The sequence below is a fragment of the Streptomyces sp. NPDC001292 genome, from assembly GCF_042896465.1.
Taxonomy (GTDB): domain Bacteria; phylum Actinomycetota; class Actinomycetes; order Streptomycetales; family Streptomycetaceae; genus Streptomyces.
This window is the reverse complement of record NZ_JBIAXG010000009.1, coordinates 149,910-168,034: the sequence shown is the minus strand read 5'-3', so window position 1 is coordinate 168,034 and position 18,125 is coordinate 149,910. Positions and strand designations below refer to the sequence as shown.

17 protein-coding genes are annotated in these 18,125 nt (G+C 74.2%); 11 read left to right on the top strand and 6 right to left on the bottom strand.

The features are described from left to right. Nucleotides 1–21 precede the first annotated feature (21 nt). The 3 genes from ACFY4A_RS13335 to ACFY4A_RS13325 are packed head-to-tail and all read left to right on the top strand — an operon-like array spanning nucleotide 22 to nucleotide 2,014. Nucleotides 22–690 carry a DedA family protein gene (locus ACFY4A_RS13335; RefSeq protein WP_390829541.1) on the top strand — a complete coding sequence of 223 codons (669 nt, stop codon included), beginning with the start codon at nucleotides 22–24 and terminating at the stop codon, nucleotides 688–690. Then, complete coding sequence (locus tag ACFY4A_RS13330) at nucleotides 687–1,289, top strand: phosphatase PAP2 family protein (RefSeq protein ID WP_390829540.1); 603 nt, start codon at nucleotides 687–689, stop codon at nucleotides 1,287–1,289. Before ACFY4A_RS13335 ends, ACFY4A_RS13330 begins: the two co-directional genes overlap by 4 nt. Beyond that, on the top strand, nucleotides 1,286–2,014 hold the full coding sequence (locus ACFY4A_RS13325) for a phosphatase PAP2 family protein (RefSeq protein WP_390829539.1): 729 nt from the start codon (nucleotides 1,286–1,288) through the stop codon (nucleotides 2,012–2,014). Before ACFY4A_RS13330 ends, ACFY4A_RS13325 begins: the two co-directional genes overlap by 4 nt. A gap of 403 nt (nucleotides 2,015–2,417) precedes the next feature. On the opposite strand, the gene ACFY4A_RS13320 is transcribed toward ACFY4A_RS13325, so the two are convergent. Continuing rightward, nucleotides 2,418–3,914 (bottom strand): hypothetical protein, encoded by a 1,497-nt coding sequence (locus ACFY4A_RS13320; protein ID WP_390829538.1) that lies wholly within the window; start codon nucleotides 3,912–3,914, stop codon nucleotides 2,418–2,420. A gap of 229 nt (nucleotides 3,915–4,143) precedes the next feature. On the opposite strand from ACFY4A_RS13320, the gene ACFY4A_RS13315 reads away from it, so the two are divergent. After that, on the top strand, nucleotides 4,144–4,527 hold the full coding sequence (locus ACFY4A_RS13315) for a BlaI/MecI/CopY family transcriptional regulator (RefSeq protein WP_390829537.1): 384 nt from the start codon (nucleotides 4,144–4,146) through the stop codon (nucleotides 4,525–4,527). Then, nucleotides 4,524–5,417: a M56 family metallopeptidase gene (locus ACFY4A_RS13310; RefSeq protein WP_390829536.1), complete on the top strand. Its 894-nt coding sequence runs from the start codon at nucleotides 4,524–4,526 to the stop codon at nucleotides 5,415–5,417. The genes ACFY4A_RS13315 and ACFY4A_RS13310 overlap by 4 nt, the downstream gene beginning before the upstream one ends. A 35-nt stretch (nucleotides 5,418–5,452) precedes the next feature. Here ACFY4A_RS13310 and ACFY4A_RS13305 read toward each other — a convergent pair whose 3' ends face one another. Both ACFY4A_RS13305 and ACFY4A_RS13300 read right to left on the bottom strand, forming a co-directional pair. Then, entirely contained in the window at nucleotides 5,453–7,795 is a 2,343-nt protein-coding gene (locus ACFY4A_RS13305; protein WP_390829535.1) for a glycoside hydrolase family 65 protein, read from the bottom strand. Further along, a complete protein-coding gene (locus tag ACFY4A_RS13300) occupies nucleotides 7,792–8,544 on the bottom strand; it encodes an HAD family hydrolase (RefSeq protein WP_390829534.1) in 753 nt (250 codons plus the stop codon). Before ACFY4A_RS13300 ends, ACFY4A_RS13305 begins: the two co-directional genes overlap by 4 nt. Nucleotides 8,545–8,750: 206 nt before the next feature. Between ACFY4A_RS13300 and ACFY4A_RS13295 the strand changes: the two genes are divergently transcribed. From ACFY4A_RS13295 to ACFY4A_RS13280, 4 genes are all read left to right on the top strand, one after another. Continuing rightward, nucleotides 8,751–9,416, top strand: coding sequence for a nucleoside/nucleotide kinase family protein (locus ACFY4A_RS13295; protein WP_390829532.1), 666 nt, complete (start codon nucleotides 8,751–8,753; stop codon nucleotides 9,414–9,416). A gap of 147 nt (nucleotides 9,417–9,563) precedes the next feature. Beyond that, complete coding sequence (locus ACFY4A_RS13290) at nucleotides 9,564–10,487, top strand: MurR/RpiR family transcriptional regulator (protein ID WP_390829531.1); 924 nt, start codon at nucleotides 9,564–9,566, stop codon at nucleotides 10,485–10,487. Nucleotides 10,488–10,816: 329 nt separating this feature from the next. Continuing rightward, on the top strand, nucleotides 10,817–11,197 hold the full coding sequence (locus ACFY4A_RS13285; RefSeq protein ID WP_390829530.1) for a hypothetical protein: 381 nt from the start codon (nucleotides 10,817–10,819) through the stop codon (nucleotides 11,195–11,197). A gap of 154 nt (nucleotides 11,198–11,351) precedes the next feature. Further along, nucleotides 11,352–13,754 carry a SpoIIE family protein phosphatase gene (locus ACFY4A_RS13280; RefSeq protein ID WP_390829584.1) on the top strand — a complete coding sequence of 801 codons (2,403 nt, stop codon included), beginning with the start codon at nucleotides 11,352–11,354 and terminating at the stop codon, nucleotides 13,752–13,754. Between the two features lie 247 nt (nucleotides 13,755–14,001). Here ACFY4A_RS13280 and ACFY4A_RS13275 read toward each other — a convergent pair whose 3' ends face one another. Beyond that, nucleotides 14,002–14,835 (bottom strand): hypothetical protein, encoded by an 834-nt coding sequence (locus ACFY4A_RS13275; protein ID WP_390829529.1) that lies wholly within the window; start codon nucleotides 14,833–14,835, stop codon nucleotides 14,002–14,004. Nucleotides 14,836–14,996: 161 nt separating this feature from the next. Between ACFY4A_RS13275 and ACFY4A_RS13270 the strand changes: the two genes are divergently transcribed. Together ACFY4A_RS13270 and ACFY4A_RS13265 are read left to right on the top strand one after the other, a co-directional pair. Continuing rightward, nucleotides 14,997–15,758, top strand: coding sequence for a TetR family transcriptional regulator (locus ACFY4A_RS13270; RefSeq protein ID WP_390829528.1), 762 nt, complete (start codon nucleotides 14,997–14,999; stop codon nucleotides 15,756–15,758). Between the two features lie 146 nt (nucleotides 15,759–15,904). Beyond that, nucleotides 15,905–16,318, top strand: coding sequence for a Zn-ribbon domain-containing OB-fold protein (locus ACFY4A_RS13265; RefSeq protein ID WP_390829583.1), 414 nt, complete (start codon nucleotides 15,905–15,907; stop codon nucleotides 16,316–16,318). Nucleotides 16,319–16,345: 27 nt separating this feature from the next. On the opposite strand, the gene ACFY4A_RS13260 is transcribed toward ACFY4A_RS13265, so the two are convergent. Together ACFY4A_RS13260 and ACFY4A_RS13255 are read right to left on the bottom strand one after the other, a co-directional pair. Continuing rightward, nucleotides 16,346–17,605, bottom strand: coding sequence for a glycosyltransferase 87 family protein (locus ACFY4A_RS13260; protein ID WP_390829527.1), 1,260 nt, complete (start codon nucleotides 17,603–17,605; stop codon nucleotides 16,346–16,348). A 74-nt stretch (nucleotides 17,606–17,679) separates the two neighbouring features. Beyond that, nucleotides 17,680–18,060 carry a PPOX class F420-dependent oxidoreductase gene (locus ACFY4A_RS13255; protein WP_390829526.1) on the bottom strand — a complete coding sequence of 127 codons (381 nt, stop codon included), beginning with the start codon at nucleotides 18,058–18,060 and terminating at the stop codon, nucleotides 17,680–17,682. Nucleotides 18,061–18,125: the final 65 nt, after the last annotated feature.

Genomic DNA, 18,125 nt, shown 5'->3' with positions numbered 1-18,125 from the left:
CGACGGAAAGGGCTCGCGACGATGATCGCACCCCCGCACCTGTCGTCGCAGCTCGCTGTCAATGTGCTGGACGCCCAGTCGCTGCTGGCCGCCTTCGGCGTGCTGGGCGTCGGCGTGGTGATGTTCGCCGAGACAGGGCTCCTGATCGGCTTCTTCCTGCCCGGCGACTCGCTGCTGTTCACCGCGGGCCTGCTGTGCACCGGCGCGGCCGACCGGGGTGTGAGGCCGGCGCTCGCCCCACTGCTGGTCGCGGCCGTCGTCGGCGCGCTCGCCGGCTCGCAGTGCGGCTTTCTGCTGGGCCGCAAGGCGGGCGGCGCCCTGCTCGCCCGCAGCCAGTCCCAGCGCCTGCACGAGGGCGCCGAGCGCGCCGAGGAACTCCTGGAGCGGTACGGGTTCGCGAAGGCGATCGTACTGGCCCGTTTCGTGCCGGTGGTGCGTACGGTGCTCAACCCGATGGCGGGCGCCCTGGGCGTGCCGACCCGTACATTCACCCTGTGGCAGGTCGTCGGCGGTCTCGTCTGGAGCGTCGGCCTCATCCTCGCGGGGTACGCGCTCGGCTCCTCCGTCCCCAACATCGACAAGTATCTGCTCCCCGTGATCGGGCTCGTCGTGATCGTGTCGCTGATCCCGCTCGTCCCGGAGGTCCTGCGCTCGCGCCAGGCCGCGAAGGCCAAGGAGGCGCGCGGATGATCCTCGCCCTGTCGGGCTCGTCCATCGACGGGTCCCTGTACTCGGACGTGGTGGGCCTGGCCCACCGCTCCCCCGCGTGGTGGGACGACCTGGTGACGGTGTGGTCGGCCTACGGCCTGGCGGTGTTCGCCGTGCTGATGCTGGCGGTCTGGTGGCGCTCACGCCGGGTGGGCGCCGGGGCGGCGGTCGCGGCCCTGGCGGTGCCGCTCGTCGTGGTCCTCGCCTACGCCGTCAACTCGCTGGTGAAGCTGCTCGTGCGCGAGGTGCGCCCGTGCCGCACGCTGCACGTGGTCACCCTCGAGGCCTGTCCGGCCCGCACCGACTGGTCCTTCCCCAGCAATCACGCGGCGATCGCCGCCGCGGCCGCTGTGGCACTGATCCTCGTCTCGCGCCGGCTCGGCGCGATTGCCTGCGTGGCCGCCGTCGCGATGGCCGCCTCCCGGGTCTGGGTCGGCGCCCACTACCCGCACGACGTGGCGGCAGGGCTCCTCACCGGTGCCCTGGTGGCCTACGTCGTGATGAAGGCGCTGCTGCGCCGGCCGGAGCCACTCGCCCGGCGCCTGGCCTCGACACGGCTGCGGCCGTTGCTGGTGTCATGAGGCCCCGGGACACCGCCGACCTGGCGGGCAGCGCCGGGCTCGGCGCCTGGGCCGCGTTCGCCGTGCTCGGACTGGTCGTCGGCGGCCATGGCACCCCCCTGTCCGTGGACGACACCCTGCTCTCCTGGTCCCTCGGGCATCGCCCGGCGATGGCGGTGGCGGTGGCCCGCGGGCTCACCGCCACGGGGACGGGTGTCGTCCCCTACCTGCTCGTGGCGCTGGCAGGCCTCGCCGTCGGCCGCACGGCCCGGCAGCGTGCGGCCGCGGCCGCTCTCGGCCTCGGCTGCCTGGCGGCGGGCCAGGCCGTGCGCTACGGCCTGATGGAGCTGGTCGCCCGGCCGCGTCCGCCGCGGCAGGACTGGGCGACCCACGCCTCGGGCTGGTCGTTCCCGTCCGGGCACGCCACCACCTCGGCGCTGACCGCCGGGCTGATGATCCTGGCGCTGACCGTGCGCCCCCCGCGCGGCCGTACGGCGGTCTGCCTCGTGATCGGCTGCTGGGGCGCGCTGGTGGGGCTGACCCGGGTGTATCTCGGAGTGCACTGGTTCACCGACGTGGTCGGCGGCTGGCTGTTCGCCACGGGCTGGCTCGGGGTGTGCCTGTGCGCGGCGACCTGGGGGCTCCCCGCCGGCCTCGTGTCCGACCTGACGACGAGAGCCGGAGGCCCGGTGGAGGAGCCTGCGGGCCAGGACCCCGGTGGCCGAGGACGATCACGCCCCGCATGACGCCCCGCGTGACGCCCAGCGCCGGGGCTTGCCCGACGAGGGCTTCGCCCCACCCCGACGCGGGCCACCGCGGCGGGACCGGCCGGCGACGGACGACGGGGGCTGACGCCCCCGGCGGCGAACCGCGCGGTCACGAGCCGTCCGCCGGGCAGCGGCTCGGCCACCGCGCCCTGCTGGGCAACGGCCGAACGTGCCTGGGTGGCGAGCGTGACCGCGACGGCCGCCGGTAGCCGTCCCGGGTCGGCGACGGTCGGCGACGGTCGGCGACGGTCGGCGACGGTCGGCGACGGTCGGTTTCCCGGCGATGGTGGCCGGCGCGGCGCTCACCAGGACGGTCGGCGGCCGGTGTCCCATCAGGCCCGCCGGCCCAGCGCGTTGGTGACGGACGGGCGGAGCCGGGGCGTCAGGGGCCGGTGTTCCTGACTGCCTGGGGGGCGACGTACAGGCGCAGGTCTCCGAAGCGGTGGGAGGGCCAGGTGCGGGCGTACGCGGGTGGGGTGCCGTCGGCGGTGGTGAGGGCGGCGACCGGCAGGCGCCGTGCGGCCTGTTGGATGGCCGCCGGGGTGCTGTTGGTGTTGGGTCCCGTGGTCGCGGCGGAGCCGCAGCCGGTGTAGAAGGCGATCGGGATGGCCTCCTCACCCGTGAGCAGACAGGGTGGGCGCACTCCGAGGCGGTGCAGCGTGGCGGCGGTGCCGGACCAGACGCGGCGATCGGCGGTGGTGCGGTGGACGGTGTGCGCGAGGACGGCGTACTGGACGGCCATGTGCCCGGCGAGCCCGAGGGCGACCAGTGACACGACGAGGGGCCGCCATCTGCCGTTCGGCCTTCTGACGAGGTGGAGGAGGGCGTCGGCGGCCGGGATCGCGAGCAGGGCGTAGGCGGGCAGCAGGAAGCGGGGCGCCGCGTATCCGATCATGAACAGGTACGGGAAGGCGGCCGTGGCCGCGCAGGCCACCGCGACCAGCGTGGGCGGGGTCCGCCGGGCGCGCACGGCGAGGACGAGGCCCAGCAGGGCGAGCAGCGGCAGGACGTACCACCAGGCGGTGATGGCCGGGTTCGGCTGCGCGCCGGTGCACGGGCGGCACAGGGCGCGCCCGCCCAGGCTGCGCAGTTGGTCGGTCACGGCGAAGTGCCAGCCCAGGCCGCCCTGTATGGCGGAGCCGTCGGACAGCCGCTGGAACAGGCCGCCGTAGCCGACGTACGCCTCGATCACCCATTCGGCGGATCCGGCGACCAGTCCGGCGAGCAGCGCGGCGAGCGGCTTCCAGCGCCGCTCCAGCAGGGCGAGGGCGAGCAGGGGCAGGATCACCCAGACGGCGTCCATCGGGCGCATCAACGCCATGAGGGCGGCACCGCCGGCCATGCCCCACAGTGCGGCGCGGTCCCGCGGGCCGGTCCGGGCGCGCAGGTAGCAACCCGCGCAGGCGAGGGCGCCGATGGCGACCCAGTAGTTGGGCATGGCCTGCGGACCGTAGAACAGCGTCACCCACAGGGAGGCGAACAGGGCGCCGGCCAGGGCCAGGACGCCGGAGCTGAACATGTGCCGCCACACGCGCAGGGCCAGGTAGAGGGCGAGCCCGGAGAGCACCGCGAGGTAGACGCGCAGCAGCGTGGTGGACGACGACCAGGAGGCGACCGGCACGACCAGCAGCGGGACGCCACGGGCCCGCGGGGCGCTGAAGTAGGCGGCCGGCGCGTGTCCGCTGACCTGGCTGACGTAGACGGACTCGTCCCAGCCGAGGCCCATGCCGGGCCGGACGAGGACGAGTTGGGCGAGGGTGAAGGCGGCGGCCACGGCCGCCACGAGGACGTCGCCGCGGGCCCGTCGGACGCGGGCGGAGCCGGACCCCGGTCCCGCTCGCCGCGCACCGGCGAGTATGGCGTGCGTACTGTCGGCCATCTCCACCCCTCACCCCCGCACCGCGGGTTTTCGGACTGCCCGCGTTCCGCGCCGCCGGCGCAGGAACCAGGTAAGCAGGAACCGGATAGGACGTCAGAGAAACAAGCAGGACGTCGGGAAACAGGTAGGACGTCAGGAAAAACAGGGACAAACTAACCCGCGCCGCGCCCACGCGCCGGGCGGGGCACCGCCGATGGCCTGAACCCCTACGCGCTGTAAGGTTGAGGGCATGGCTGGAAGAGGGCCTCACGGCAGGGTGGAACGGCGCAGTTCGGGCGAGTTGGAGAGCGAGGTCCTCGCGGCCCTGTGGTCCACGGACCACCCGCTCACCCCTGCCGAGATCCAGCTGGAGATCGGCGGCGGCCTGGCCTACAACACCGTGCACACCATCCTCAAACGCCTGTACGACAAGGGCCTGGTGCTGCGCGACGTGGACGGGCGGCGGGGTGCCTACCGGCCGGCCAAGAACGCGGCCGAGCTGACCGCGCAGGCGATGCACGACGCCCTGGACCGCGGCCCCGACCCGATCGCCGCCCTCCAGCAGTTCGTGACCGGGCTGAGCGCCGAGGAGGAGCGGGCCCTGCGCGAGCTGCTCACCGGAGGACCGGCGTGACGGTCGACGTCTACACCCCGCTGGCGCTGTCCGCGCTGCTCGCCGCGATCAGCCCCGTGGTCGGCCGGCGGGTGGCTCCCGCCCTGGCCGCGCGCGTGCTGACCGCCGCCGCCGCGGTGACGGCCGCCACCACCGTGTGGTCCCTCGTCCTGCTGGCCGCCACCCTCCTCAACGACGCCTCGCCGGTCGTCGCCGAGGCCCGGGAGACCGGCCACGCGATCCCCGAGCCGGTGCCCGAGGTGATCGGAATCGCCGCCTGCCCGGCCCTCGCGCTGATCGCCCACCGGCTGTGGCGGGCCGTCCGCGCCGAGTACACCACGCGCCGCGCGCTGCGGCGGCTGAGCGAGGGGCAGCCGGGGGACACCGAACTCATCGTCGCCGCCTCGCCCGTGCCGCGGGCGTTCGCCATCCCCGGCTCACCGGGCCGGATCCTGGTCACCGCGGCGATGCTCGGCGCGCTGGAGCCGGTCGAGCGCCGGGTTCTGCTCGCCCATGAACGCGCCCATCTGGCGCACCGGCACGCGCTGCTTGTGACCGCGGCCACGCTGGCCTTCGCGGCCAACCCGCTGCTCGGGCCGGTCCGCGACCAAGTGGCCTTCCTCGTCGAGCGCTGGGCGGACGAGCGGGCCGCCGCGGCGGTCGGCGACCGCACCACCACCGCCCGCGCGCTCGCCCGCGCGGCGCTCATGGCCGGGCGGGCGGAGCCTTCCTGCGCGCTGGGCTTCACCGACCGCGCCGTCACCCGCCGTATCGCGGCGCTCCAGTCCGCCCCACCGCCGCATCTGCGCTCCGTCGCGGCGGCCGTCCTCGCCCTCGGTGCCCTGCCCGTCCTGGGCGCCGCCGACGCCACGGGCGACATGCTGTGCCTGCTGGCGCACATCGTCCCGTAGGCCGACTGCGTCCCGTACGGCGAGCGGCGCACGCGTCAGCGGGCGTTGGGCTCGCGGTGCGGGGGCTGTTCCGGGGCCGGCAGGTGCTGCGGCGGCGGGACCGGGTGGGCCGTGGCGGCGCCCGGGCGGAGCGTGACCGGGGTGCCGTGGTGACGGATCGTCAGGGTCGGCCCGCCCAGCAGCGAGTACGTGGCGCTCTGCTGGATGATCTCCACGCGCAGCCGGCGGCCGCGGAACTGCAGTGTGAAGGCGAGCCGGCTGAACTTCTCCGGCAGCCGCGGCGAGAACCACAGCTCCTCTCCGGCCCTGCGGGTGCCGCCGAACCCGGCCACCAGCGCCAGCCAGGTACCGGCCAGGGAGGCGATGTGCAGCCCGTCACGGGTGTTGTGCTCCAGGTCCTCCAGGTCCATGAGGGCGGCCTCGGCCGCGTAGTCGTAGGCCAGGCGCAGATGGCCCGCCTGGGCGGCGATGACGGCCTGCACGCAGGCCGACAGTGAGGAGTCCCGTACGGTCAGCGGCTCGTAGTAGGCGAAGTTGCGGGCGATGTGCGCGTCGTCGAACTCGCTGCCGCAGGTGTACATCGCCAGCACCAGGTCGGCCTGCTTGATCACCTGCTTGCGGTACAGGTCGAAGTAGGGGAAGTGCAGCAGCAGCGGGTACTGGTCGGCGCGGGTGCCGGCGAAGTCCCAGCGCTGGTAGCGGGTGAAACCCGCGTGCTGCTCGTGCACGCCCAGCTCGGCGTTGTACGGGATGTTCATGGCCTCGGCCGCGTCCCGCCAGGTGGCGCTCTCCTCGTCGTCGGCGCCGAGCCGTTCCGCCTCCTTCGGATGGCGTTCGACGACGTCGGCCGCGGCCAGCAGGTTCGCCCGGGCCATCAGGTTGGTGTACGTGTTGTCGTCGGCGATCGCGCTGTACTCGTCGGGGCCGGTGACGCCGTCGATGTGGAAGGTGCCGTGGTGGTCGTGATGGCCCAGCGAGCGCCACAGCCGGGCCGTCTCGACCAGCAGTTCGACTCCGGTGTCGCGTTCGAAGTCCTCGTCGCCCGTCGTCGCCACGTGGCGCACCACGGCGTGCGCGATGGCGGCGTTCACGTGGAAGGCGGCGGTGCCGGCGGGCCAGTACGCCGACCCCTCCTGGCCCTCGATGGTCCGCCAGGGGAACGCGGCGCCGCGCAGGCCCAGTTGGGCGGCGCGCTCCCGGGCGGCGGGCAGGGTGTTCTGCCGCCAGCGCAGCGCCTCGGTCACGGCGTCGGGCGAGGTGTAGGTGAGCACGGGCAGCACGAACATCTCGGTGTCCCAGAAGGCGTGCCCGTCGTAGCCGGAGCCGGTCAGCCCCTTGGCCGCGATCGCCCGCTCCTCGGCGCGGGCGCCGGACTGAAGGACGTGGAAGAGGGCGAAGCGGACGGCCTGCTGGATCTTTTCGTCGCCGTCCACCTCGACGTCGGCACTGGACCAGAAGTCGTCGAGGTACGCCCGCTGTTCGTCGACCAGGCCGCTCCAGCCGCCGTGCGCGGCGGCCGCCAGGGCCGCGTCGACCTGGTCACTCATCGCCGGCAGGGAGCGGGCGCCGGACCAGCCGTGCGCGACGAACTTCTCCACCCGCAGCCGCTGTCCCGGTTCGAGGACGGAGGTGACCGTCAGCCGGGCCAGGTGGGGATGGCTCTCGCTGTCGGTCGTGGTGTGCTCGGGGCCGGAGACGACGTGGTCGGCGGCCACGGCCACCCGCAGGCCGCTGTGCCGGGTGCGGTGGACCAGCCGCAGCCGCTTGCCGGAGGCGAAGTCGTCCTCCGGCTCCAGCGGGGACTCCAGGACCATCGCCGCCCGGGGGTCGCCGTCCGACTGGGGCATCTGCTCGTTGGCCACCAGCTCCGACTGGATGACCACACGGGCCTGGGAGCCGACGGGCTCCACCTCGTAGGCGACCGCGGCGATCGAACGCTGGGTGAAGGAGACCAGACGGGTGGAGCGCACCCGGACCGTCGTACCGGCCGGGGAGATCCACTCGCAGGTCCGCTCCATCACTCCGCGGCGCAGGTCGACGGTGCGCTCGTGGGAGACCAGCCGGCCGTAGCGCAGGTCGAACGGCTCGTCGTCGACGAGCAGCCGCAGCACCTTGCCGTTGGTGATGTTGATGACCGTCTGGCCCGACTCGGGGTAGCCGTACCCGGCCTCCGCGTACGGCAGCGGGTGCACCTCGTACACGCCGTTGAGGTAGGAGCCGGGCAGTCCGTGCGGTTCGCCCTCGTCGAGGTTGCCGCGCCAGCCGACGTGCCCGTTGGACAGCGCGAAGACGGACTCGCTCTGGGCGAGCACGTCGAGGCTGAGTTCCGTCTCGCGCACGGTCCACGGCTCGACGGCGTACGAACGGTGGGTGATCACGGGGTTCCTCCTCCCGCGCCGAGAAGTTCGGCGAGGTCCTTGACGACCACGTCGGCGCCGTGCGCGTACAGCGCGTCGCGCTGGCCCACACGGTCGACGCCGACGACGTATCCGAAGCGGCCCGAGCGGCCCGCCTCCATGCCGGCCAGCGCGTCCTCGAAGACGGCGGCCCGCCCTGCGTCCACGCCCAGGTCGCGGGCGGCGGCCAGGAAGGTGTCGGGGCGGGGCTTGCCGGGCAGCGCGCGTTCGCGGGCGACCACTCCGTCGATGCGGACGTCGAAGAGGTGCTCGGCGTCGATGGAGTGCAGGACGTCCCGGGTGTTGGCGCTGGAGGAGACGATCGCGGTCCGCAGGCCCTTGGCCCGGACGGCCGCGATGTAGCGCAGGGTGCCCTCGTACGCCTCCACGCCTTCGGTGCGGATTTTCTCCAGGAGGAGTTCGTTCTTGCGGTTTCCGACCCCGTTGACCGTCCGCGCGTCCGGCGGGTCGTCGGGGCTGCCCTCGGGCAGCTCGACGCCGCGGGAGGCGAGGAAGGTGCGCACCCCGTCGGCGCGGGGGCGGCCGTCGACGTACTCGTCGTAGTCGGCGACCGGGTCGAAGGGCCGGAAGCCGGCACCCTCCCGCTCGCGCAGGAAGGCGTCGAACGTCTCCTTCCAGGCGGCCGCGTGCACCACGGCCGTCTTGGTGACCACCCCGTCGAGGTCGAAGAGGCAGACGGTGATGTCTTCGGGCAGACCGAGCTCTGTCATAAAGGCACCTTTCCCCGCATCGCGGCATTGAGAGGGTGTCGAGTGCCACATACGGCCGATGCCACATCTGACGCGCTGTCGCGGCGAACCGGCGTCCGTCCCGCGGCCGTCGTGCTCCCGGCGGCGGGCGTACGCCGGTGGCGCGGACGCGTCCTCCCGGCGGCGCCGCAATCCGTCGTCGCCGACCGGGTGACACACTGTGCCGTGTGCCGCTGACCTTCGACGACCTCCTCGCCCGTGCCCGAGCCCTCCCCCGTGCCGGACACCGGGCGATCCTCGGTGTCGCGGGCAGCCCCGGCGCGGGCAAGTCGACCCTGACCGAGCACCTGGTGCGGGCACTGAACGGGGACGGGGGCCGCGAGCCATGGGTGGCGCACGTCCCGATGGACGGCTTCCACCTCGCCGACACCGAACTCGACCGGCTCGGCCGCCGGGACCGCAAGGGCGCGCCGGACACCTTCGACGCGGCGGGGTACGCGGCGCTGCTGCGCCGACTGCGCGAGGAGACGGACGAGACGGTGTACGCGCCCGGCTTCGACCGCGTCCTGGAGCAGCCCGTCGCGGGCACCGTGCCGGTACCGCCGTCGGCCCGGCTGGTGGTGACGGAGGGCAACTACCTGCTGCTGGACACCGGTCCCTGGGCGCGGGTGCGGCCCCGGCTGGACGAGGTGTGGTTCTGCGAGCTCGACGAGCCGGAGCGGGTACGCCGCCTGGTCGCCCGCCACGAGGAGTTCGGCAAGTCGCACCGGGCGGCGGTGGCCTGGGTGCTGGGCACCGACCAGCGCAACGCGGACCTGGTCGCGGCGACCCGGTCCCGCGCGGACCTGATCGTGCCCGAGTCGGCCCTGCCGTCCGGCACGCGCGCGGCATGAGCCCGCCCTCAGCGGCGGCCGGGCCACGCGCCGTGTCCGACTTCGCGCACCGCGTCGGACGGCCGCGGGCCGGCCGTCCGACGCGGCGGGTGCCTCGGCCCTGTTGGACTATGTTGGGCCTCTGTGGGAGACAAAGGAGGCGCCTCGGTGCCATCGCCGCAGCAGGCGCGCGCACAGGCGTCCGCGATCACCTCGGGCAAGACGGTTCCACGGGCGGAGGCCGCCCCTGCGTCCCAGCTCAGAACGATCTTTGACGGGCCACACCTGTCTCCCGGGCAGCGCCGCATCGCCCAGTACCTGATCGAGAACATCACCGAGGCGGCGTTCATGTCGATCACGGAGCTCGCCGACCGGGTCGGCGTCAGCCAGCCGTCGGTGACGCGGTTCGCCGCGGCGGTCGGCTTCAGCGGCTACCCGGCGCTGCGCGAGAGGCTCCAGTCCATCGCGCTGCGGACGCTGGCGGGCGGGCCGGACACGGCCGTGCAGGACCGGAGCAACGAGCTCCAGGCGGCCGTCGACGCGGAGATCGGGAACCTGGAGAACCTGCGCCGCGACTTCGCCGACCCCGGCCTCGTGATCGACACCGGCCGCGAGCTGTCGCGTTCGACCCCGCTGACCGTGCTCGGCCTGCGCATCTCGGGGTCGCTCGCCGAGTACTTCGCCTACGCGGCGCGGCGCATCCATCCGGACGTGCGGCTGGTGACCCGCGGCGGCAGCGTCGCCTACGACGCGCTGTTGCAGGCCCGGGAGGCCGGCGGCACCTGGGTGCTGGCGTTCTCCATGCCCCGGCACGCCCACGAGACCCTGGCCGCCGTCCGGGTCGCCCGCGACGCCGGGCTCAAGGTGGCCGTGATCACCGACCTGGCTCTCGGGCCGGTGGCCGACGAGGCCGACGTCACCTTCGCCACCGGAACCGGTTCCCGCCTGGTCTTCGACTCGTACGCCGCGCCCGGGGTGATGTGCGCGGCGCTGCTCCAGGCCATGACCGACGCCGATCCGGAACGGACCCAGGCCCGGCTGGAGGAGTACGAGCAGATCGCCGACCAGCACCACTTCTTCCTCCGGGACTGACCGGCCCACCACCGGGCTCCCGCGGTCGGCGCGGCACCGGGAGATCGCCGTCGGCGAGCCGTGCAATGCAAGCAGGCATGAATGTTTACATACGCCTTGCCAAGCGGACGGCATATATAAATACTGCTCACGGATCACGACCCGGCCCAACCCCGGTACGTGCCACACCCTGCACGGGCACTCCGAGCCGCCGTCTCCCACCGGCGTCGGCACACGGGTGCCGGTCGGGCATCGCCTGCGCGAGCGCCCGCGGCGGCCCCGGTCATCCCCTAGGCCGGGGCCGCTCACCTCGTCGTGCCACCCCTCCACGACGCCGCACACCGGAAGCGATGACCATGCCCCCGACGACCACGCGCCTCAGCCCGGACTGGCCCCGCCAGGTCAAGACCCCCGGCAGCTACGACTGGGAGCGCTCCGCGGCCAAGTGGCTGCGCGAACTGGTCCCGGCACGCTACGGCAGCTACCCCGCGCTGATCCGCCACCCCGTGCTGCTCGCCCGCCACGCCCAGATACAGGTCCAGCAGGAGACCCGGGTGGCTCGCACCGCCCTGCAGACCGCGCGCGCCGAGCTGCCCCGGTTCGGCGTGCCCGAGTCGGTCATCGAGCACACGATCAAGCTGTACGCCGCCGAACTGCTGCAACTCCAGCACATCGCCCGCGGCGTGCGCGCGGTGACGGACGCGCTCGTGGAGCGCGCCGGACACCGGTGAGTCGTCCCGGCCGCGCGTGTGCCGCGCTCGCCCAGCGCCGGGTCCCGTGTGAATCCGGGCCGGCAATCCGGTGATCGGACCTGCCGGCATGTGCGATGCTCGACGCGTGACCAGCGAGCCCGCCGTTCCCGCGGAATCCGGCACCGCCCCCGACATGGCGGCGCTGGCCAAGGTGGTGGCCAGGCAGCGGGCCGAGCTCGACCGGCTCCAGGACCAGGCGGCGACCTCGGCCGTACTGGAGCGGGCCAAGGGGGCGCTGATGGCGCTGACCGGCTGCGCCGCGGAGGCCGCCTACGAGGAACTGCTGGCGCGGTCCAAGGCCGGGAACCGCACGCTCATGGAGGAGTGCTGGATCACGCTCGGCGCCCTTGAGTCCCGGCCGGGCCACGTACCCGCGCCCGCGCCCGTCGCCCCCTCCACCGCGCCCGAGGGCGCCGCGCCCTCCTCCGCTCGGCCGGAGCCCGCCGAGACCGGGACGGACGGCCCGGCAGGGAGCGGCGGCCCGGGTGGGAGCGGCGGCCCCGGCGTCCTCGCCGTGCTCGGCCGGGCCCTGGTCCACGTCGGCACCCCGCGGGACCTCGCCCGGTGCCTGCTGGACCACCTCGCCGTGCCCGTGGGGGCCGCCGCGGTGGTGATCTACCGGAGGCTCCCCTCCGGAGGGCTGGAGCTGATCGGCCACGCCGGCATCGACGACGCGCTCGCCGGCCTGTGGCGGCAAGTGCCGCCGGTCAGCGCGGTGGCCGCGCGCCACGCCCTCGACACCCGCGAGGAACTGTGGCTGGAGGACCTCGCCGAGGACAGCAGGCGGCACCTGTGGATCGAGGGTCCGACCGGACCGTGGCGCACCCGCGCCTGGCTGCCCGTGCTCAACGGGGACGCGGCGGACACCGTCATCGGTGTGCTGCGCGACCGCAAGAGCCCGTTCCCCCCGGACGTCCGGGAGCTGCTGCGCGGGGTGACCCGGCTGTGCGCGGGCCGACTGCGTGCCTTCGCCGCCCCACCGGAGCCCACCGTGGCGAACGCCGCGGACGGTGCCGCGAAGGTCGTCCGCGCCCTGTTCGACGCGCTGCCCGGCACCACACTGCTGCTCGCCCCGCTGCGGTCTGCGGCGGGTGAGGTCGAGGACTACCGCATAGACGCCGCGACGGCACAGACCGTCGACACCGTCGGCCGCAGCGGACGCGAACTGGTCGGCCGGCGGGTCCTCGAGTGCTGGCCGGCCGTCGCCCGGGAGCCACTGTGGCAGGGCTGGCTGGACACGCTGACCGGCGGGGAGCCCTACGAGGGCGAGCCGTTCGCGCGGCAGGAGCTGGTGGCGGGCGGCCAGGAGCTGTCCACGTACTCGGTGCGGGCCGCCCGGCTGGGCGACGGCCTGGTGGTCACCTGGATGCGGCACGAGTCCTCCGACCGGCAGGAGCAGCGCCTGGCGGACATCCAGCGGCTGGGCCGCCTCGGCTGGGCCACCTGGAACCTGGTCACCCAGGAGGCGGTCTGGTCGTACCAGGTCTACGAGTTGTGCGGCCGCGACCCCGGGGACGGCCCGGTCCGCCTGGCCGAGCTGCCGGAGCTCGCCCTGCCCGAGGACGAACCCGGGCTCGCCCGGGTGGTGCGCGAACTGCTCACCGAGGGCAAGCCGTTCGACGTGCCGTTCCGGGTCAGGACGGCGGTCGGGGTGCGGCATCTGCGGCTCGTCGCCGAGGCCGTCCCGGACGCCGAGGGCACTCCGGTCCAGGTGCACGGCTTCGTGCAGGACCTCACCGCGCAGCGCAGCGCCGAACTCGCCCTGGTCGAGAGCGAGCGGGCGATCCTCGCGCAGCACGGGATCCTGCAGGCCGAGCGGACGCTGGCGGGCCGGCTCCAGCACGCGCTGCTGCCGCTGCCGCGGCGGCCCGTGCGCCTGGCCGGGTTGCGGGTCGACGTGGCCTATCTGCCCGCGCAGTCCGGGATCCACGTCGGTGGTGACTGGTTCAGCGCGATCGAACTGCCTGGCGGCGACGCGCTGTTCGTGATCGGCGACGTCGCCGGGCACGGCATCGACGCGGTGGCCACCATGGCCCAGCTCCGCTTCACGGCCAAGGGCATGATCTTCACCGGTTCGGCGCTGACGGACACGCTGCTCGGGCTGAACACCCTGCTGCTCCACTCCCGGGACACCCGCCGCACGGCCACCATGGTGCTGGCCCGCTACAAGCCGGCCGAGCGCCGTCTGCTGTGGGCCCAGGCGGGCCACCCGCCGCCGCTGCTGCTGCGCCGGGGCGAGCCCCGCTACCTCGACCGTCCGCGCGGTGTCCTGCTGGGGGCGACCGGAACGCCGGTGTTCGAGGAGGCGGAGTGCCGGCTGGAGCCGGGCGACCGGCTGCTGCTGTACACCGACGGTCTGGTCGAGCGGCCCGGCGAGGGCATCCAGCAGGGACTGGAGCGACTCGCCGCGGCAGCCGCGGCCGGCCGCAGCAACCCGGCCGGTGCGCTGGGACCGCTGCTGGCCTCGATGCTGGAGAGCGAACGCCGCGACGACGTCTGCGTGCTGGACCTCCGGGTGCCGGCGCAACCGGCGTAGGCCCCGCCCGGCACGGCAGCACCGCGAAGCCCAACCGCGTCGCACCGCGCTTGCCCGCCACGAGCGCCTGCTCGTCCTTCAGCAGCGCCCGGTGCTCAACGGGCGGCCCTCCGTGCGGCTGTCCGTGTCCGGGCGGTGTCGACACACCGCACTCCTCACGCTCTGCGTCCGGGCCCCATCCCGAGGAGTGATACGCGGGCGCCGCCCCGCCGGTTCGGCGCCGCCCGCGATGCGGCGGGCGGGGGGCTCACCCGGTGGCGGCGAGAAAGCGGCGCAGGGAGGACTTCAGCGCGGCGACGAAGGCCTCCCGGCGCGTGTCGTCGACGGCGTCCAGGGACAGGTAGGGGTTGAGGTCCTCCAGTTCGACCAGCAGCAGTTCGCCGCTCGGGGCACGGCAGGCGTCGACCCGCTGGATGCCGTGGTCGAGGGTGTTCCACTCGACGAAGCTCCGGGCGAACTCCAGGTCCTCGCGGGAGGGTTCGTAGGGGCGCAGCTCCCACCGCCGTTCCGGGTCCGGGGCGTACAGGGCGTACTGGAAGTCGTGGTCGACGAAGTAGAACGAGACCTCGTAGGCGAAGTCGATGTGCGGCTGGACGAGGACGCTGCCGTCGGCCAGGCCGGGCAGTTCCCCGGCGGGAACGGTGCGCAGGCCTATGGAGTCGGCGCCCAGCTTGGGCTTGACCACGTAGCGGTCGGCCACGGGCAGCCGGCGCAGGTCCTCGGGCCGGTCGGCGGTGGGGATGACCGGGCGGCCGGCGGCGCTGAGGTCGAGGAGGTACTGCTTGCCGGCCATGTCCGCCCGGCCGGTGAGCGGGTTGTAGACCCGTGTCTTGCCGGCCAGGGCCCGGGCCCGGAAGTCGTCGTAGGCCTCCCGGTACTCCAGGACGGGTCCGCTGTTGCGGACGACGACGGCGTCGAAGGCGTCCATCAGCGCGGCGGCGTCCCGGGGGTGGCACAGGGCCAGGTCGAAGTCCTCGCGCAGGCGGGAGGTGAGCCGGATGTCCTCGTCGCAGTAGCGGCGCCCGCGGGCCGGGTACGCCAGGTCGGTGACGTAGAGCAGACGGGAACGAACGGGCGGCATGGGCGTCTCCTGGAACGTGGTGTCCGGTGGGACCGACGGGAGCGGAAGAAGGTGGGGAAAGGTTACTGCGCGGGCCGCCCGGTGCCCCCCGTTGCACTCGGTTCCCCCGCCATGCTGCACCGAGTGCCATCGGTGCCCGTCCGGGTGCTACGTTCCCGTCCATGAGCTCCAGCAGCGCCGCGCCCCGCCGCGGCGAGAAGGCGCGGGTGACGGCCGGACGGCCGCCCATGCGGGAGGCCCTCGTGGCGGCGGCGTTCCGGCTGTTCCTGGAGCGCGGCTACGAACAGACCACCGTCGACGACATCGTGGCGCTCGCCGGGGTCGGACGGCGGTCGTTCTTCCGCTACTTCCCTTCCAAGGAGGACGTGGTCTTCCCCGACCACGAGCGGTACCTGACCGACATGACGGCCTTCCTCGCCGCCGGCGGCGAGGAGGACGAGCCCGTGCGACGGGCCTGCGACGCGGCCCGGCTTGTCCTGCGGATGTACGCCGAGAACCCGGCGTTCTCCGTCCAGCGCTACCGGATCACCAAGCGGGTGCCGGGGCTGCGGGCGTACGAGTTGTCGGTGGTGTGGCGCTACGAGCGCGCCCTCGCCGGGTATCTGCGCGCCCGGTTCACGGGGCGGCGCGACGGGACACTGCGGGCGGACGTGATCGCGGCGGCGGTGGTGGCGGCGCACAACAACGCCCTGCGTTCGTGGCTGCGTTCGGACGGCCGGGGCGACGCGGGTACGGCGGTGGACCACGCGCTGAACCATGTGCAGGCCGCCTTCTGCGACCCGGCCGCCGCCCGCGACGAACGGCGGCCCCGGGCGGCGCAGGACGACGTGGTCGTCGTGGTCGCGCGGCGTGGAGCGCCCCTGTGGCAGGTGGTGCGGGAGGTCGAGACGGCGCTCTCTGAGGGCCGGCCGCCCCGGGACTGAGGGCAATCGAGGGTACGCAGTGCCTTTACGAGTGACACCCAGTGCCATACGCTGTGGCCGTGCACGGTGGCACGACGACCGCGCACGTGCGTGCCCGGGTGCGCCGCGCACGCGGGATTCCGGCCGAGCGCAGGGAGTTGACCAGCGTGTACTACCTCTCAGGAAACACCGTTCCTCCGGCAGCCGGCTCCACGACCGGCCTTCTCGAGCCCGCGGCCCGCGGCGCGCAGGCCCTGTACTTCCAACGCTGCACCTGGTGCGGGACGGCCGTGTACCACCGGCTGCTGTGCCCGGTCTGCCGGGGCAGCGACCTGCGCACCGAGCGCAGCGCGGGGACGGGCACGGTCCGCCACTCCACGGTGGTGAACCGCAACTCCCCCGCCGCGCGCAATGTGTCGTTGGTCGAGATGAGCGAGGGCTTCGTCGTACGGGGCCGGGTCATGGGGCCGCCCATCGGCATCCACGGCGGCGACCGGGTCCGGCTGTCCATGGCGAAGGACCCGGTGCGCGGCGAGCCGGTCTTCCAGCTGGTCGACGAGCCGTACGGCGCCTGGAGCTGACGGACGGCGCCTGCATCTGACGGGCGGTCAACCGCCCACGACGTCCGAGCGATCCTGCTCCGGCGCGCTGTCGGCGGCGAGGACGGGCCGGTCGTGTCCCCCGGGTCCGAGCGCCACGGCGGCGAGCGTCAGCACGGCGCACACGGCGTAGACGCAGCCGGGCCAGGCGAGCAGCGCGGGGTAGGCGCCGGGGTGCGCCAGGTGGTCCTCGGCACCGATCAGGAAGGGCACCACGCGGGCGACGGCGACCACGGCCCACAACGCGAGCGTGACGCGGGCGAGCAGTCGGCGGCGGAGGGGTCCGTGGGCCAGCCAGATCATGGCGGGCAGGCACCAGATCCAGTGGTGGCTCCAGGAGACGGGGCTCACCAGCAGCCCGTACAACTCCACGGCGGCCAGGGCGCCGAGCAGGTCGTGCCGCCGTACGGCCGAGCGCAGGGCACAGGCCAGCGCCACGCTCACCAGAGCGAGCACGGACCAGAGGACCACGGCGGCGGTGGCGTCCTGACCGAGCAGCCTGGCGACCGCCCCGCGCAGCGACTGGTTGCGCACCGACCGGACCGGGCCGACCCTGCCGGTGTCCGTGACGAGCGTGGACCAGTAGCGGGCGGACTCGCGCGGGGCGACGCCCCAGGCGAGCGCGGTCGCCAAGGCCGCGGTCGCCACCGCCCACGCGGCGGCCCGCCACTGCCGGGTCGCCAGCAGGTACAGCCCGCCGACGGCCGGGGTCAGCTTCACCGCCGCCGCCAGACCGACCCCCGCTCCCCTGCCCAGCGCCGCGCGCGGTACGGCCAGACCCCACAGGACCACGGCGCCCAGCAGCAGGTTGACCTGGCCCTGGTCGAGGGTGTGGCGCACGGGTTCCAGCCACAGCCCGGCGGCGGCCCAGAGCAGGGCGCGCTGCCGGACCCGGCCGCCGGGACGCGGACCCAGCAGCCGCACCGCGCACACGGCGACGACGACCAGGGCCGCCACGGACAGCGTCTGCCAGAGCGCGACCAGCGCCGCCCAGGGAAGCCGCGACAACGGCAGGAACACCAGTGCGGCGAAGGGCGGGTAGGTGAACGGCAGCCGCGGGATGGGCGGGGTGGTCCGCAGCGCGTAGTCGTACAGGCCGCCGGAGAGCACGTGCGGCGCGGCCTCGCGGTAGACGCGCAGGTCCAGCGGATGTGTCGGGTGGGTGACGACGGCGGCGACGTGCACCGCCAGGGAGACGGCCAGGCACCAGCCGGCATGGCCGGTGAGCCACTGTCCGATCCCCCGGCTCCTGGCCCAGATCCCTTTCACCGCACCAGCCCCGTCGTCTCGCAGCGCCCCGCAGACTAGCCCAGCGGGTACCGCGTGTGGCGGCTGCCACGCGGTCAGAGGGTCACGCGGATTCCCACGGTTCCTCCGAGACCGCGGCGCAGCCTGCTGCCCAGCAGGGTGAGGCGGCCGATCAGCCCGTACTTGCGGGCGATCAGGCCCCGGTAGCGGGCCGTGGTGGCCGGGTCGCAGATCTCCGCCCGCGCCGCCACCTGTTCCCCGGTCGGGTGCCCGCGCAGGTCGCAGGGGCCGACGAGGACGTCGGCGCGGTTGCGGATCCGCTTGACCTTCCAGGAGTCGGCGGCCGTCCACACGCCGAGCGCGTCGCCGTCACGCACCACCCAGACCGGGGTGGCGACCGGGGTGCCGTTCCTGCGGTAGCTGGTGACGAGCAGGTACTTCCCCGCCCCGAGCCGCCCTACCAGGGTGTCGTCCATGCGGCGCAGTCTAGGCCGGGCCCGGGAGTGGGAGACTCGGGCTGTGGTCCGGGACGACGAGGACG

Bases quoted from the DNA above. Each gene is read 5' to 3' on its own strand.
- ACFY4A_RS13320 (WP_390829538.1), bottom strand. From the start codon at position 3,914: ATGGCCGACAGTACGCACGCCATACTCGCCGGTGCGCGGCGAGCGGGA.
- ACFY4A_RS13335 (WP_390829541.1), top strand. From the start codon at position 22: ATGATCGCACCCCCGCACCTGTCGTCGCAGCTCGCTGTCAATGTGCTG.
- ACFY4A_RS13270 (WP_390829528.1), top strand. From the start codon at position 14,997: ATGAGCTCCAGCAGCGCCGCGCCCCGCCGCGGCGAGAAGGCGCGGGTG.
- ACFY4A_RS13300 (WP_390829534.1), bottom strand. From the start codon at position 8,544: ATGACAGAGCTCGGTCTGCCCGAAGACATCACCGTCTGCCTCTTCGAC.
- ACFY4A_RS13330 (WP_390829540.1), top strand. From the start codon at position 687: ATGATCCTCGCCCTGTCGGGCTCGTCCATCGACGGGTCCCTGTACTCG.
- ACFY4A_RS13285 (WP_390829530.1), top strand. From the start codon at position 10,817: ATGACCATGCCCCCGACGACCACGCGCCTCAGCCCGGACTGGCCCCGC.
- ACFY4A_RS13255 (WP_390829526.1), bottom strand. From the start codon at position 18,060: ATGGACGACACCCTGGTAGGGCGGCTCGGGGCGGGGAAGTACCTGCTC.
- ACFY4A_RS13275 (WP_390829529.1), bottom strand. From the start codon at position 14,835: ATGCCGCCCGTTCGTTCCCGTCTGCTCTACGTCACCGACCTGGCGTAC.
- ACFY4A_RS13280 (WP_390829584.1), top strand. From the start codon at position 11,352: ATGGCGGCGCTGGCCAAGGTGGTGGCCAGGCAGCGGGCCGAGCTCGAC.
- ACFY4A_RS13325 (WP_390829539.1), top strand. From the start codon at position 1,286: ATGAGGCCCCGGGACACCGCCGACCTGGCGGGCAGCGCCGGGCTCGGC.
- ACFY4A_RS13315 (WP_390829537.1), top strand. From the start codon at position 4,144: ATGGCTGGAAGAGGGCCTCACGGCAGGGTGGAACGGCGCAGTTCGGGC.